Annotated in this window: 14 protein-coding genes and 1 riboswitch; all 14 genes read right to left on the bottom strand. The window is 32.0% G+C overall.

What is annotated here, in order from left to right; translation table 11 throughout:
• Positions 1–33: 33 nt before the first annotated feature.
• Positions 34–885, bottom strand: coding sequence for a hypothetical protein (locus JJD95_RS07940; RefSeq protein ID WP_291642100.1), 852 nt, complete (start codon positions 883–885; stop codon positions 34–36).
• 77 nt (positions 886–962) lie between these two features.
• Positions 963–2,105 carry a hypothetical protein gene (locus tag JJD95_RS07935; protein WP_291642098.1) on the bottom strand — a complete coding sequence of 381 codons (1,143 nt, stop codon included), beginning with the start codon at positions 2,103–2,105 and terminating at the stop codon, positions 963–965.
• 74 nt (positions 2,106–2,179) lie between these two features.
• Complete coding sequence (locus JJD95_RS07930) at positions 2,180–4,009, bottom strand: SEL1-like repeat protein (protein ID WP_291642096.1); 1,830 nt, start codon at positions 4,007–4,009, stop codon at positions 2,180–2,182.
• A gap of 905 nt (positions 4,010–4,914) precedes the next feature.
• A complete protein-coding gene (locus JJD95_RS07925; RefSeq protein WP_291642094.1) occupies positions 4,915–6,099 on the bottom strand; it encodes a glycosyltransferase family 4 protein in 1,185 nt (394 codons plus the stop codon).
• A 45-nt stretch (positions 6,100–6,144) separates the two neighbouring features.
• Positions 6,145–7,134, bottom strand: a complete 990-nt coding sequence (locus JJD95_RS07920; RefSeq protein WP_291642092.1) for a lysylphosphatidylglycerol synthase transmembrane domain-containing protein — start codon at positions 7,132–7,134, stop codon at positions 6,145–6,147.
• A 6-nt stretch (positions 7,135–7,140) separates the two neighbouring features.
• Entirely contained in the window at positions 7,141–8,172 is a 1,032-nt protein-coding gene (locus tag JJD95_RS07915; RefSeq protein ID WP_291642091.1) for a glycosyltransferase family 4 protein, read from the bottom strand.
• A gap of 233 nt (positions 8,173–8,405) precedes the next feature.
• Positions 8,406–9,248 carry a type II CAAX endopeptidase family protein gene (locus tag JJD95_RS07910; protein WP_291642088.1) on the bottom strand — a complete coding sequence of 281 codons (843 nt, stop codon included), beginning with the start codon at positions 9,246–9,248 and terminating at the stop codon, positions 8,406–8,408.
• A gap of 316 nt (positions 9,249–9,564) precedes the next feature.
• Positions 9,565–10,131, bottom strand: a complete 567-nt coding sequence (locus tag JJD95_RS07905; RefSeq protein ID WP_291642086.1) for a TerD family protein — start codon at positions 10,129–10,131, stop codon at positions 9,565–9,567.
• Between the two features lie 62 nt (positions 10,132–10,193).
• Positions 10,194–10,772, bottom strand: a complete 579-nt coding sequence (locus JJD95_RS07900) for a TerD family protein (RefSeq protein WP_291642084.1) — start codon at positions 10,770–10,772, stop codon at positions 10,194–10,196.
• A 316-nt stretch (positions 10,773–11,088) separates the two neighbouring features.
• Positions 11,089–11,874 carry an EFR1 family ferrodoxin gene (locus JJD95_RS07895; RefSeq protein WP_291642082.1) on the bottom strand — a complete coding sequence of 262 codons (786 nt, stop codon included), beginning with the start codon at positions 11,872–11,874 and terminating at the stop codon, positions 11,089–11,091.
• 61 nt (positions 11,875–11,935) lie between these two features.
• Positions 11,936–13,201 (bottom strand): guanine deaminase, encoded by a 1,266-nt coding sequence (guaD, locus tag JJD95_RS07890; RefSeq protein WP_291642080.1) that lies wholly within the window; start codon positions 13,199–13,201, stop codon positions 11,936–11,938.
• Between the two features lie 121 nt (positions 13,202–13,322).
• Positions 13,323–13,423: riboswitch (purine riboswitch) on the bottom strand.
• 25 nt (positions 13,424–13,448) lie between these two features.
• Positions 13,449–14,276: an FAD binding domain-containing protein gene (locus tag JJD95_RS07885; RefSeq protein ID WP_291642077.1), complete on the bottom strand. Its 828-nt coding sequence runs from the start codon at positions 14,274–14,276 to the stop codon at positions 13,449–13,451.
• Positions 14,270–14,743, bottom strand: a complete 474-nt coding sequence (locus tag JJD95_RS07880) for a (2Fe-2S)-binding protein (protein ID WP_291642075.1) — start codon at positions 14,741–14,743, stop codon at positions 14,270–14,272. Before JJD95_RS07880 ends, JJD95_RS07885 begins: the two co-directional genes overlap by 7 nt.
• Before the next feature lie 54 nt (positions 14,744–14,797).
• Complete coding sequence (locus tag JJD95_RS07875; RefSeq protein WP_291642073.1) at positions 14,798–16,915, bottom strand: xanthine dehydrogenase family protein molybdopterin-binding subunit; 2,118 nt, start codon at positions 16,913–16,915, stop codon at positions 14,798–14,800.
• Positions 16,916–17,081: the final 166 nt, after the last annotated feature.

The following is a 17,081-nucleotide window of genomic DNA, read 5'->3' as shown; positions in this document are numbered from 1 at the left end:
GTAGCTAAGCTCTTAAATATATAGACTAATATACTATTTTGGCATATTTAAATAATCACTAGAATCTATAATGCCCATAAATTTATTAAAACTATCAATATTCTCAATTAATAAAGTACCAGGACAATAATCATCACATTCTGGCGTTGTAGACTTATCTTTATAAAATTTACAATTACAATCAAGTGCAGTATCATAAAAGTTTCCTCTCATAATATGTTTGCCTCTGTAAATATCTTTGGTAGGCTCTTGTGTTTTATGTATATCATCATGCTTTAATATTAGAATATCTGATATTAAATTTTTCCTATTATCAAACGTATGTCCCCGATGATGAATGTAGTGCTTAGTACTATCACCTGAAACACCAAATAAAAAATGGTGCAGCTTATATTTATTAATATTACCTTGATTTATGTATCCACCAGTTCTAAACTTACTTTTTATTATCCAACTTTCATCATCAAATACTTTTCCAGGTGGAATATCATTATCATCAAGAACGCCTGCATCTCTAAAAAGTTTTATTTGATTAAGTGATGCTTCTAAATTTTCTTGCTTATTTTCAGTATCATGATTTGCAGACCATTTTGTTTTATGTTTTATTATACTAGCTCTAATTTTATCTATATCTTCCTTATCTATAATGGCATATGCTTTTTTGTATTGACTGTAATTTGGATAATCAAAAGACATAAATACTATATTTTCATCATTAAGATATGTGTAAAATTTGTTTTTATACTCAACTACAACTTCGGCCTTTTTAATATCCTTTTTGTTCGTTTTATGGTGCTGATACTCTTTTGTAAAGACAGACTCTTTGAAAAAATAAGGGTTATTTATAATTTCATCTGTTATCAATAAATATTTGTATAATCGCATATATGTTCTACCCCCATGTTCTTTTTATATTAGATAGCCACCAAATTTGGGCTACTTTTTATTAAAGCTAATAGCCGTCATTTTCGTTCACCAACCTTCTTTTGTTTTTCTTTAAAATATAACCCTGCTTTAATAGTCAACAAAAGCTCATTCTTACTTAAGCTACTGTCAAATGTCTTTATACCTAACAATTCAACCTGAATCCTCTTATAATGATTTGGAAACATATGATATGATAAATTATCATCATCCCCATAAATATAGTTGAAAACCTTCTCATAATCATATTGCCTATCAAAAGAACTTCCTGGATTTATAATATAGTCTGTTTCCAGCTCCCCAAACTTCATAGATTGTAAATTACTATGAAGTTCCTCAACTACTTTTTCTAGCTCTTTCAAATATTCATTAAATGCTGATTGATTCTCTATAAAGGTACACCTTGAATTAAACATCATCTCAAGCTCGTCTAATTCGATACTATAACAATCATTGAATCTTAACTTTCTTTCATTTTTCAATACTTCTATCTGTTCTAAAATATCCTGCTTTTTCTCTATAACCTGTGCTCTTTTTTCACATAAACTCCCTTCATATTGCTTCTTAATCTCTTCCACAATTATATTCAAGTAATTATAATATTTTAGCACCAGTTCATGTATTAAGTAAAATTCTATTCCAAATTCTTTAGCTGGTTCGCCTGGAATATTACTATATAAGAACACATGCATATCATATTTTGAAACCGCTCTTGCTGATGCCCAACTTGCAAAATATTTCTTTTTGCTATTACTATCATAAATATCATCAAGATTAACTGGGTGCGCACCAAATACTGCTCTTATGTGCTTAAAATATTTTTCATCAGTTAGCTTCTCCTTAAATATTGACCTATCATTCTCAAATGGCGAATTTCTAGTATTAAAGAATACTCTATGTAACTGAATAATTGCATCAATTATTATATCATATGAAGAAATCATCGTATAAACTTGCATGCTCATAATATTTTCACTCTTATTTTTTATCTCAGTCGAATTAATAAAATCAACCGCTACAGTAATCCAGTCCATGCATGAACATATTATGCTCCATCTGTTCTTACTATTTATGTTCTTATATTTGTTTAGAACAAAATAATTATTTCCATTTATAAAGTTTCTGAATTTTTTTATCTGGTCAACCTCAAATTTCTTACTAAAATCAAACGATACCCCCATAAGCAATTCTCCATATCTATAAATTATAAAAGGTACATTACTATTTAATTTATATTAGCCTTAACTTTAAACAACTATCTTCTGTAGCCACATCCGCACGCACCGCATTCGTCACAAATATGCCAACCACACTTATCACATCTAACCATTTGATCCGTAATTGTATTTCTACAGTTATGACAATGATTAATATAATTTCCACGTATAACATTTGTTAAATTGTTTAATGGAATATGTCTATTAGGTTGGTAATCTTCTAATTTCGAAAGAGCATTTTTTGCTATTGTATTCTCTTTATCATATATCAATACAAGTTTATATGTTTTTTTTGCATCATCAATTTTACCAATTTCAATATAACACTTAGCAAGCCTTGTATATGCTAATAAATTTTTTCTATCAATTTTAATAATTTTCTTGTTAATTTCAATAGCATCTATTCCCCATTCTTTATTTAATGCAAATCTTTCTGCTTGTTCATTAAACTCCTTTAATAATGTAATATTTACCAACGCATCTTTAGCTCTTTTATAACCACGCTTCGCTGATTTTTGGAACCACCTTTTCGCTTCTTCTCTATCTTTTGCCACACCTCTTCCTTCTAAATACATATACCCCAAATTACATTGTGCATACTTATCCCCCGTTTGAGCTGCTTTTCTGTACCACTCCACAGCTTTGCTAAAATTTTGTTTTACACCTTTTTCTTCATCATAACAAACTGCTAAGCTATATTGAGCACGAGTAAACCCTTGATCAGCTGCTTTTTTAAACCATTCTACAGCTTTTTTAAAGTTTTCTTCTACGATTTCTCCATTCTCATAACAAACACCTAGATTAAACTGTGCCATATAATATCCTTGATCAGCTGCTTTCCTATATAATTCAATAGCTTTAACATAATTTATTTGTATGCCTTTTCCTTTTTCATAACAAAATCCTAAATTACACTGAGCACTAGCATCCCCTTGTTCAGCTCCTTTTATATACCACTCTACACCCTTTTCATAATTCTGCTCTATGCCCTCTCCATTATCATAGCAAATTGCTAAGCTATATTGAGCACTAGCATGTCCTTGTTCAGCTGCTTTTCTAAACCATTCCACAGCTTTGTTATAATTCTGCTCTACGCCTTTTCCATTCGCATAAGAAACTGCTAAGCTATTTTGAGCAGTCGCATATCCTTGTTCAGCTGCTTTTATATACCATTCTACTCCCTTTTCGTAATTCTGTTCTACGCCTTCTCCATTATGATAGCATATTCCTAAATTAATTTGAGCTTTAGCATATCCTTGTTCAGCTGCTTTTATATACCACTCTACTCCCTTTTCATAATTTTGTTCTACGCCTTCTCCATTCGCATAAGAAACTGCTAAGCTATTTTGAGCAATAGCATATCCTTGTTCAGCTGCTTTTCTAAACCATTCTACACCCTTTTCGTAATTCTGTTCTACGCCTTCTCCATTATGATAACATATTCCTAAATTAAATTGAGCTTTCTCATACCCTTGTTCAGCTGCTTTTATATACCACTCTACTCCCTTTTCGTAATTCTGTTCTACGCCTTCTCCATTCGCATAAGAAACTGCTAAGTTATATTGAGCAATAGTACATCCTTGTTCAGCTGCTCTTCTATACCACTCCACACCCTTTTCATAATTCCGTTCTACGCCTTCTCCATTTTTATAACATATTCCTAAATTACATTGAGCGATAGCATATCCTTGTTCAGCTGCTTTTCTATACCACTCCACAGATTTGTTATAATTCTGTTCTACACCTTCTCCATTATGATAGCAATTCCCTAAATCATTTTGAGCTGTCTCATACCCTTGTTCAGCGGCTCTTGTATACAACTCTATAGCTTTATTATAATTCTGCTCTACACCTTCCCCATTACTCATATCATCAATCCCCATACTTTATATTTTAATTACATTATATACCTCTTGTTAACAATTTTATACAACAATATAAGTAAAAATGCCCACTGTAATAAATTTTAAGAGATGAGTATATTAACTTATTTAGCATTAAGTATATTAATTTGCTTCACAAGTATATTGTTTTTAGAACTACACGAAAATTCTATTCTATGTCCGCAACAATTACTTGTTAAATAAAAGAAGATCCTACATATTTTAAAATATTCACTCTATTTCTCATTTAATTATAATTCCCAAGTCTTTCACTTAATTAAATACTACTTATGATACAGCTCCAGATTTATTATATGCTTCCTCTTGTATCATCTTGAGGGTAAAAATAAAAACCGTTACACTCATTTTTAGAGTATTAACGGTTTTTAATTTTCTTATATATTTTAGGTATTATCATCATTAGGTAATTTATTTTAATATAGTTTCCAAGTTTTTTAAGTGTTTTAACACATAACATGTAGACTATTCCACTTTTCATCTTAATTTTTACAGCTTCAGATTTAACAATATATTAATTAATCAAAGTCTCATATTTACATAAAATCTATGTAGCCAAACCGTAGCCAATATAGCAAAACAGGCAATAAAAGGCACCAAAATACAAGGCTAGACACCAAGTTTTGGCTACTTTATTATTATATCTAAATCTACTCCAAACCCTTATAATTCAAGGCTCTAAGCCCATTTTTACATGCTATTTCTTCAAATTGAACGCTGAAATGCCATCCAAGTACTCTCCCAGCTGAGCTACATCCCCATGTGTTAAATTAGTCTCTTGAATAACTCAAAAAACCTCTTTTGTTTCATCTATTTAGTCTATTATATTATAAAAAGTGTAAATTACCAACCTTTATTTTTTATTCAAAAGTTTATGTTACCTTTTGATTTTGTAACATATAAGTTTGTTTCTCAACTTCCATATAAACTTTCTCAACGCTTTCGCCAAAGCAGGCAGAGGATAAGTGTCCTATTCCACTATAAGCATTTTTAACCATTATGCCTGATCCCTCTTTATCCATTAAAGTTTGAAATAATATTTCTGCTAAATTTTCATCTTTATAAAAAAATCTTCCGTTATATTTATCCCTAATTGCCCCATCTAAATTTTTATCGTACTTTGCCACCACAGGTATTTGTGCAGCCATAGCCTCTGCAAAGGTTAATCCTTGTGTTTCAGTCAGAGATGCGCCTACAAATACGTCTCCCATCTGATAATACTTTCCAATTTCCGCATAAGGCCTTTCACCAGTAAATATTACAGATTTTTCAATACCAAGCTCTTTAGTTAAAATTTCTAAGTTCTCACGTTCTGGTCCATCACCTACAATTAGAAGTTTACAGTTCGGCATTTTATAAATTAGCTCTTTCATACTCTTTATAATTATATCTACGCTTTTTTCTTTTGCTATGCGCCCAATAAATAATACAACTGGCTGATCTTCATTTATTCCAAAAGATTTCTTTTCCTCTTTGATAAGCTCTACATCATAATTACTTTTCTGGAAAGGTTCAATATTAATCCCAGTAGGTATTACATCTATATGTCTTGTTAAACCATAATTCTTAAGCGCATCTTTAACCTTTAACGTGGGTACTATTATAGCACTACAATCTCTACAATATAATTTACTTACTTTTTTAGCAAATTCAGAAGCTGGCTTAAGCATTATACCACGCGATACGTAATGAATATAATCCTCATACATAGTATGATAAGTGTGAACTACAGGGATATCCAATTTTTTAGCAACTATTCTTCCAAATAGACCTATACTAAATTCCGTTTGTGTGTGTATTATGTCTAAGTCTAATTTTTTTATCTTACTCATAATTTTATGTGAATATATCATCCCAACCCTTTGAGAAGGCAAAAGAAAAAATGGTATACTGGGTAATCTAATAATACCTTCCTGTTCCTCTCCGTCTGGATGTGTAACTGTGATAATGGTTACACTATGTCCAAGTTTACTTAACTCATTTTTTAATATCATAGTAGAAGTAACTACTCCACTTACTTGTGGATAATAAGCATCAGTAAAAATTCCAATATTCATAATCATTCCCCTTTAAATACTATAATTTCCTTATAACTTTTTTATTTAATCCTTCACAACAGCATAAAACCCAAATATTATACAGGAATAAAATGTAATTATTCTCCATAATATTATAGCTGCCATTATATTAGTACGTAAAAAAAACAAAGCGAAAAACATGAAGAAAGCGCCCTCTGCCCCACCAATAGCTCCAGGCAATGGTATAAATGCTGTTAGCATGATTACAAACGCTGTTCCTGCTATCATGCTACCTACGCTAGCACCGCTCATTCCAAAACTACGATAAATAAAATAAGGTATAGTAAAATATATTGTTAGTTGGCATATTGTATAAATAACAGCTTTTAACATCAATACTTTGCTATGTTTAACTATCTCCATATTATCATGAAACTTTTCTAAATTGCCATTGATACGTGTTTCCATCTTTGCTATATCCTTTACGAATTTAAGTTTAGTTAATATTTTAGATAGTGTCATTATTATTTTATGAGTTAATTTACGATGTTTTGAAAATATAATTAAACACACAATTACGCTAGCATTAACTGTAAATCCTATTGCTATTAAATAAAATAAGTTACTCATTTTACTTTTAAAAAATGCAGCTTTCCATAGTATAAGAATTAAAGAATATATAGTTAAAATTGTTTGGTATATGATAAACTTAATCATAAGCGCTGACCCAGCGCTACCAAATCCTAATTCTTGCTTTGTTAGTGTATATAATTGCATTGGCTGGCCCCCAGATGCAAATGGAGTTATTGAATTGAAATATTGTCCTGTCATAGTTACTTTAAATGCCTCTTTAAATTTATAATCTTTTTTTATTAAAAATATAACACTTTGCAAGGTTTTAGCCTCAAAACTCCAATACAAAAGCATGGAAAGTGCTGCTATAATTAGCCAGGAGATTTGTAAATTCTTCATTTGGTGAATTAAATCCATCCACCCATTTGTAAAAATAATCAGTAAAATAAATATAACTCCAGAAGATATCCCCAATATTAAATTAAATTTATAATTTTTCATTAGCTATTACCTGCCTTTTATGGCATACACCTTATTATAAAATTTTTTCCACATAGCAAGTACATTTTCTCTAGAATAAAAATTGTGTCCTCTTGTAGCCTTTTCTTCAGCCTGTTTATAATAAACAGAATCATTTTTCAACTTTTCTATAGCCCGAATAAACCCTTCATTATCATGTTCTTTCAAGTAATAATCAAATAATATATCCTCATATAGCTCTAAATCTCTTAGTAATATTGGTGTGTAAGTATTCATCGCCTCAAGAATCGACATAGGGAAAAGCTCGTTATAAGATGGCATAAAAAGAACATTTGATACATTATATATAGCATTCATCAAATCTCTTTCAACTATTCCTGTAAATAAAATATTTTTTGGTGCATTTTCTATTTCATACTTTAATTCCTTATATCCGTCTGTTATATTCCCAAAAGAAAATCCACCTGCCCAAACAAATTGAACTTCAGGCATTTTTTTTGCAATATCAATAAAATCCATTACACCTTTTCGAGTTTGTATTTGACCTACCCCAAGAACAACAAAAGCGTCCTTTGCAATTTTCAATTTTTCCTTAGCTATATATTTATCCTCAATTGAAAGATTATAAAATTTTTCTTCTGAGACGAAATTTGGAATGTACGTTATTTTCTTTCTATTAATATTATAAGCTTCAAGTTTAGTTATAAAATTTGGATTTACCGTAACTAGATAATCCATACTGTTATAAAAACTAATAATATACTTATAAAAAAGTTTTTCAATAAGCTTAGGTAATTTGATACTTCCTTCAATTGTTTCCGGTAAAAAATGCACATAACCCACTGCTACGCCTTTTTTTTTGGCAAAAGGTATACTTAAGTAATGTTTTAAATCAATAGTATGATAATGCATTATATCGGCTCGTACTCTCTTATTTATTATAACTTTATATTCTTTATCTAACCCATTTTGAACTAAATTTACTTGCTCGAGATAAGCAGATCCTACCCCTTGACCTTTGACTTTGTCCGCTGAAGAAAGCATATTTATCGTAGGCATTCTAGTCACTCCCATCTAATTTAACCTTATTTATACATTTATTGTACACTAACATTATTAAGAATAGATTAATGCAACCTTAAATTTATCTTAAATTTTAACAATTTAATATAAAAATGTATTTAGTTTTTTTAAAATATTTTTTCATTAAATTACCACTAATATTTTATTAAAATAAATAACCCCACCCTATAACAATATTAATTGTCATAGGGTGGGGTTTACTTCTCAACCTATATTTCTATAAATTCCTTATATATCTCTGGTATATCTGTAACTTTATTTTGCTTATACGCATTATACACTATAACTAAAAGTATAACTCCAAGAATAAAAAATATTCTATGAATTGTCATTACATACTTTCCTTCAATTGATGTAAACATTGAAGATACTGTAATCGCAAGAAAGTTATTTACGAAATGTGCAAATATACTCAAATAAATTGACTCCGTTTTTAAATATATAAAGCCAGTAATTAGTCCAAGTAAGAATGCATTTATGCCTTGGGGAATATTCAAATGTACTACAGCAAAAAGTAATGCAGATACCACAAGTGCTATATTCGGATTTATTTTGTTAGCCATCCCTTTTAATAATATCCCTCTGAAAATAACCTCTTCATATATAGGTGCTATAACCACAAGACTAAGTATTAATAAAATTGGCGAAATAGCTTGTTCTTCAAATGGCTTATTTATAAGATTTGGCATGGGTATCTTACTAACCCAAAAGATTAAACTGTTATCAAATATCACACGAAATCCTATAATCAAGAGTGTTACATAAACAAAACCCATTATATTCAACTTTTGTTTAGGTTTTTGATAATTTACTTTATTACTAAAAAGCTTCAGTAAAACAATAATAACATAATATTTAACCATTACCCCAAAAGTAAAAACAACATAAGGCAATGCACTTTCAAATTTACCAGAAAATAAGTTTAAGAACTCTCCAGGTACTTGTCCTAACCACTCCAACAAAATCGCAATAATCATTACAAAAATAGCTTTCATTATTCCCATTTTTTTAATGTTTATAGTTCCATCATCGATGTTCTCTAAAAATCCCATTCAATCACTCTCTCTATTTTATTACACTCTGTCAAATGCTGCATTCACCTCACTTAATAATTACTTCAACGAATTTTTAATTAAGACTATTATCCTTTCTTATATCATATTTTAAGTGTAACATGAAATACTTGTACTAGTTATGAACTTAATGGCAACTTTAATTATATATTATAATCTAGTTAAAAGTCGTTTACACAAAAAAAACTATGTTTCTAAATATTCTAAAATTCAAATATTTAGAAACATAGATTCATATTTAATTATTTATCTTCCTATAAACTGCTCCGTCCAATAAATAGTTCCATTTTCATTGTTATTTATATTTTGCTGATAATTCTGTTATGCTAACGGCAGTAGAACCTTCTCCTATTGCTGTAAACTTCCATTCTCCCTTATTTCTGTAAACTTCGCCCATTATTAAAGATGTCATGTTGTTGTAATCATTAGAAAGATTAAATTTAACCAACTCACCATTAACCGATTTATCCATAATTCTGATGTAAGCATTCTTAATCATTCCAAAATGCTGTCTTTTAGACGCACAATTATAAATATTAACAACGAAAACTATCTTAGATATATCATCTGGTACTTTTATTAAATCTATAACTATTTGTTCGTCATCGCCGTCCCCTGCACCAGTAAGATTGTCACCTTGGTGAACTACACTCTTACACTTGCTTTTCTTGTTACCAAAGTATATTATACTCTTGGCATTTGATAACTTTCCATTTTCCCCTAACATTAAAGCTGATGCATCACAATCAATAGTGTCGCCACCATTGCTACTATCCCAACCTAATCCTACTATTAATTCCTTTAATGATGCATTACCTTTTGTTAAATCTACTTTTTGACCTTTTATCAAATTAACTCCCATATTAGTATGCCTCCCTATAAAATGCATTAAAGTTTATTGCTTTAACTTAATAACATTAAACACTAGATACTAACTCCAAAGTTAGTACATAAAGCGCCTAGCCCACCTTCGAATCCGCTACCTAATGCAGTGAATTTCCATTCAGCTCCGTTTCTGTATAGTTCTCCAACTACTAGTGCTGTTTCAATACTAAAGTCTTCTCCAAGGTCAAATTTAATTAACTCGGTAGTTCCGTCTCCACTCATTACTCTAATATAAGCATCTGAAACTTGTCCAAAGTTTTGTCTTCTTTCTTCTGCTTCATTAATTGTTACAGTAAATGAAATTTTCTTAATAGCTTCTGGTACTAAAGATAGGTCAATGAGTATTTGTTCATCATCCCCGTCTCCAGCGCCAGTCTTATTGTCTCCCATATGTTTAACCGATTTGGATGCATGCTCTGCATTGTTGTAGAATATAAAATCCGCATCGGAGGTTACTTTTTTATCTTCTCCTGTTAAAAATGCTGCTGCATCTAAATCGAAGTCTGCTCCGCCGTCATACTTGTTTGTACTCCAGCCTAGTCCTACTAGCACTTTTTTTAATCCTGGATTTGTCTTTGTTAAATCTACTTTTTGACCTTTTTTTAAATTAACTGCCATTTTTATATACCTTCTTTCTTTTTTATTATGTTCTTGAATTATTGAAATTAGGAATATGTATAATTGGTTTCATATTCTATATTTGTTACTGTCTGTAACCTATTATAGCATAGAATTCATTAACATACATTTTGTAATATAATATGAATTTAATGTAAATAACTATAATTATTTAAATATAAATAATCCTATTGCATAACAAAAAATCTTTTTTTCGCAAGAATCATGAAGGAACACTCATTCTTTTTAGCAGTGAGATTTACACCCCCTTATCTAAAATGATATTGGATATTATATAACACCAGTATTAATACTTTCACCTAATGAAAGTCTCTATTTCTTTTCTTTCTTTAGCTATTGTTTCTAACTTTTTCATAAAGCTCTTAAAAGATTCTTCTTTTATGTCTCTTGCATTTGTAGGGCATATATTTATACAAGCTCCGCAGAAAATACATTCGCTATCATTAGTTTGTCTAAAATCTTTTTTATCTATTGCATTAGCAGGACATTTTTCCTCACATAAACCACATTGTATACATTTTAAGTCCCCTATGGGTACCATATGAGATTTTAAAGGTTTATAAGGATAGCTACCTTTTACATAAATATCTTCTGTTTCTTCTATTTGTACAATATTGTTTATTTTGTCTCTTATTTTATTTGCATATTCTGATATCTTTATATTATCTTCTTTATCAGGCCTATTAGTGGCAACATTATTATTAAGACAATGCTTACCAATGATTGCAGCTCCAGAAATAACCTTCATATTTGATTTCTTTAAACCTTCTGTTAACTCTAATAATGCATCCCCATAATCCCTATTCCCATAGCTTACTATCGCAATAGTGGGGGTATTATTTCCTTCAATATTTTTAAATATTTCATTACAAACCACTGGTAATCTATCAGCGTATACTGGAAACCCTATTACAACTAATTCATCCGTGCTAAATTTCCTTTTTTTATTTCTTGATTCTACTGAAGTTAAATCAATTTCCTCCACAGTATAGCCTCCAATATCTTCTGCTACCTTATTTACTATTTTTTTAGTACTACCATTAGGTGAAAAATAAATTACTGTCACTTTCTTTATATCCATTTTCACATCCCCTTTAAGATGAAATTTAAATAGTGCTTTTCATGTATATTTATATATAATATCACATTGGCTCACAAAGTAGTTCTCCAGCAACATAACGTTTTGTTATATTTCTGTCATCTCCGCAGTATATGAACCTTTGTAGGCGCTCCTCAATACTTCTAAAATCCCTGTCACCAAGGTTCTCATCATCTATTACGAGAGCATCTAGTGAGTATCCCTCCTCGAAAGACCCCACCTTCCCAAAGAATTCTCCACCACCTTTTGTTCCCATATAGAAAGCTTCTGACATTGTAAGGCACCTTTCAACCTTGCCACTATTAATCCAATTTATCTTCGAAGCTTGAACGGCACTGTTCATTACCTTATATATACCTATCTGATGACCTGCACCTATGTCTGTTCCAAGTCCAACCCTAATGCCAGCATCAATGAATCTCCTTGCTGGCATTATGCCTGATGACAAGTTGTAATTAGCATTTGGGCAGTGTGCAATGAAGCTGTTCCTTTTAGCTAGTAGCTCTATTTCTTCCGGGGTACTATATACCGTATGAGCCATAATCGTATTTTCAGTCAGAAGGTTCATTCCGTTATATACATCTGCGTATGAGTCAAATTCTGGATGGAGCGTTTTCACCCATTGAATCTCATCCTCATTCTCAGAAAGATGACTTTGCACTTTAAGATTGTACTTTTCAGAAAGCTTAGCAAGACCCTTCATGAGCTTTACTGAACAGGTTGGAACAAACCTTGGTGTTATTATAGGCTTTACAAGATTGTACTTATCCTTCGTAGCTAATATCCATTCTTCAGTGGATGATAATGATTCCTCAGTTGACTCTACATAAAAATCCGGTGAATGTCTATCCATATTAACCTTTCCAACGTAAGCCCCAATTCCCGCTCTGTTCATGACATCCATTAGAACTTCAGTTCCATTTCTGTGAATAGTAGAGAAAAGTACAACGCGAGTGGTTCCATTTCTCCACAACTCCTTTGCAAGCTTTGTGTAAAGCCTCTTGGCGTATTCTTCATTGCTATATTTCGCTTCTTCTGGAAATGTATACTTATTAAGCCATTGCAACAGTTCCTCATCTAGGCCCATACCCATATTCTGAAACTGTGGAGCATGCGTGTGCATATCTACGAATCCAGGGATTATTAGTGAATTGCCAAAATCATCAACGTGAGTCCCCTTTAAGTGGCTTGGGAGTTCTTTGAATATTCCTATAACTGTTCCATCAGACTCTACAAGATAGCTATTTTCATAGACTTCGAACTTTTCACTAGAAGCAGTAAAAATTATATTACCTTTAAGTGCTTTCATTAATATCCTCCCTTTTTTATGGATGATTATATAACGTATTAATTAACCTAATTTTTAATAAAGTATAAAAAACCAGGTTACTAAGTTAAATGACTATAGAATAATTGAAGCTTAATTCAGCATAGCTTCAATTTATTCTTGTAGTCAGGTAATTTACAGCAACCTGGTAGATACTATTAGAGCATATTTCTAATATATACAAGATAATATTTAATTGTTCTCTTTATTTTACAACTTTACACATTAATTAGATACCATTTTCATTTAAAAAATCTTTTAATAGATTAATACATACAGTTTTCCTATATTCTTTTGAAACTCTCCCGTTACTTGGATTTATCGCATTATTGTATACATTTAGATAATTATCCTTTAACCCTTTAGCTTCACTAATAGTCTTTCCTATAAACATCTCATCAATTTCCGGATGTCTAACTATGGTAGGTTCGATTGCTCCAAATGCAGTTGCTACATGAGTAATCACTCCATTCTCCGCGTGGAGAAGCGCTGCAAATCCCACTCTCGTAATTGCTAATGCCTTTCTAGCTCCTATCTTCTTATAATAATAATTTCCAAGATATTTTTTAGGTATTAAAACTTCAACTATTAGTTCCCCTTCTCTCAGGTCAAGTTGTTTTCTTTGCTTATAAAAATCTTTAATACATATTATTCTCTCAGAACTAGCACTTTTTAGTCTAATTAATGAGTCCGTAACGAATAATACCAAAGCTGAATCAGCCTTTGCAGATCCATTTCCTATATTCCCACCAATAGTTCCGAAATTTCTTACAGCTGGGCCTGCAAGCTGTGACATTGCATCCTTTAAAATTCGAGGTGCAAGATCTGATTCCTCTATTTCAGTGAAAGTACACTGTGCCCCCATTCTTATATAATCAGAATCTTCCCTTATTATCTTAAGCTCTGGTATCTTATTCAAAAATAGATAGCTTGCACCTTCCCCTACTTCAAGCATAAGGTCAGTTCCTCCACTGTAAGGCTTAACCTTTTCATCCCTCATTACTGAAAGTGCCTCGTCTAATGTTTCTGGCATGTATCCATTATTTAATGTTACCATAATCCTTCACCTTCTTTTGCTGCGATTCCTATAGCTTTAACTATTGAATTGTATCCTGTACAACGGCATAAATTTCCGGATATTCCACGTCTTATATCTTCCTCTGTTGGATGTGGAATTTTTGCAAGTATACACTCTGTTGCAAGCACCATCCCTGGTATACAAAATCCACATTGCACTGCTGAAACATCTCCATATGCTTTATCAATAACCTTAAACCTTTCAGTTTTGCTAAATCCCTCTATGGTCATAACATTACTTCCATGAATACTTCCCATTGCTATCATACATGAATTAGCAAGTCTTCCATCGATAATAACAGAGCAAGCTCCACATTCACCTTCTTTACAACCACACTTTACTCCAGTAAGCCTGTACGTGTCTCTCAATACATCCAAGAGCCTGTCTTTCGCACTACCCTCATATTGAATGTTTTCTCCATTAAGTTTGAACTCAATATATTTCATGAGTATACCTTCCTCTCTATTTTAATATGGGTGTCCACATGTAATTACTTATATCTAGTCCTCTTTTGAGGATATTGCTTTTAGTGTATCTTCTACTGTAAATGGAATGTGCTGAACTTTCTTACCTAAAATCTGTTCTACAGCCTCTATATATGCTGCAGCAGTTCCTACATTTGGAAGTTCTCCTGCACATTTAGCTCCATAAGGCCCATAAGGATATTCATTAACATGCATCGAAGCCTTAATGACTGGCACATCCATAGCAGTTGGTATGATATAATCGCTCAAGCTGTTATTTCTAATGCGTCCTGTGCTATCATGATCCATAAATTCCATTGATGAATAACCAATTCCCTGAAGCATTCCACCCTCCATTTGCCCTACTACTATATTCATGTCAATAGGAGTTCCTACATCAAAAGACCCATATGCACCTATTACATTATGCTGACCAGTTAACATATCAATTTCAAGCTCTACTGACTGAACTGACCAAGAATAGGTTGGATAAGCATCTCCACGGAATTCAGCAAGTGAGAATGGTATAAGAAACTCTGGATGTTTGTAATGCTCCTCAATAATCTGCTCCTCTCCATCCTTCCATTCATCTCTAAGCCTAACAACGGCAAGGCGGACAAGCTCTCCAACTATCATAAGTGATCTCGATGCAACAGTTGGGCCAGAGTCTGGAACTTTGTCAGTATCTGGGTTACGTACTATTATTTTCTCAAATGGAATTCCTAGCTCTTTACCTGCTATTTTTGCGAAGGTTGTTTGTAGCCCTTGCCCCATATCAGTATTTGAAGTAAGAATTTCCACAGTGCCATCTTTATGCTTTTTAACTTTTAGTACTGCTTTTATTAAGTCTCTTTCTCCTGAACCTGTGAAGCCTGCACCATGAAATGCAAGTTGCATTCCTATTCCACGTCTAAATCTTCCAGTCTGTGGCTTGTCATAAAGTTCTTTTTTCTTCTTGTAATCACAAAGGACGTCCACTTCTTTGATCATCTGTCTGAGCGGAACATGGAAATGATATTTTCCATTAGTTGAAGTGTCATCTCCCTGCATTACAATATGTTCTTGTTTAAACTCTAAGCTATTTCGTCCTTCACCTTTTGCTACATGGTTCATAAAAAGATCCATGTCAAAGAATACCTGTGGTGCTCCAAATCCTCTGAAAGCACCCTTAGGAACTGTATTTGTTTTATTAGCCTTACCGTGAACCCTTAAATTTTCTATTTTGTAAACTCCAGTGGCACATATTGTTCCACGCTGAAGTACTACTGCTGAGAGTGTTGAATATGCCCCTGCATCATATATTATATCGATATCCATTGCTGTAATCTTTCCATCCTTAACAGCAGCCCTATATCTTGCAGTTGATGGATGTCTCTTGCTAGTTGACGTAATATCTTCTCTTCTATCAAAAATAACTCTTATTGGTTTTTTAGCTTTCATACTTGCTACCGCTACCTGACATGCAAGTATTGATGGATAATCTTCCTTTCCACCGAAAGCTCCACCTGTAATATCTGTCTGAACCTGAACCTTATCCTTTTCAAGTCCTGTTGCAAGTTTAACAGCTGTAAGAACATAATATGGGCATTGCATGGACCCTCTAACGGTAATTTTACCGTCATGATAGTCTGCAATCATTCCATTAGTTTCTAGATACAATTGTTCACCATAACCCGTATTTAAAATTTCATCATACACTTTGTCCGCATTTTTAAAGCACCCATCCACGTCACCTTTCTCATGATGGTAGTCAAAAAATGCAACTTCTGATTTAATCATATCAATAACAACTGGAAGTTCCTCGTAATCGACCACTATCTTCGCAACAATTCCCTCTGTGATTTTTTCATCCGGCCCTACCACCATGAGAATTGGATCCCCAATGTATTCCACAGTATCTATAGCAAATACTGGCATGTCCTCGAGTACTATATGAACCTTATTTTCACCAAGAACATCATCCTTGTCTACTATCATGTATCCATCCGGTAATTCTGGCACGTTAATGCTTTTTATTTTAGCATGAGCTACTGTTGATCTCAAAAACTTACCATGAAGAATTCCATCTGTAGGAACATCTGCTACATATTTAGCCACACCTAATATCTTTTTTAAATGATCTTTTTTACGAACTGAATTTCCTATATTATTCATAATATCCTCCTCGTATTAGCTAAGTTTTCAAGTGTATAAATATAAAAAATGTTTCTTAATTTTCTGAATAATGAAAGCATAAAATAACGGTATCATAGTTCGATATATGATACCGTTAACATGTATTACTTGATTCAAGTATATAATACCATTTTATAAGTTTCAA

This window comes from Clostridium sp. (assembly GCF_016650035.1).
Lineage (GTDB): Bacteria > Bacillota > Clostridia > Clostridiales > Clostridiaceae > Clostridium_AD.
Note: the sequence above shows the minus strand (reverse complement) of the source record. Positions and strands in the feature narration are given on the sequence as shown.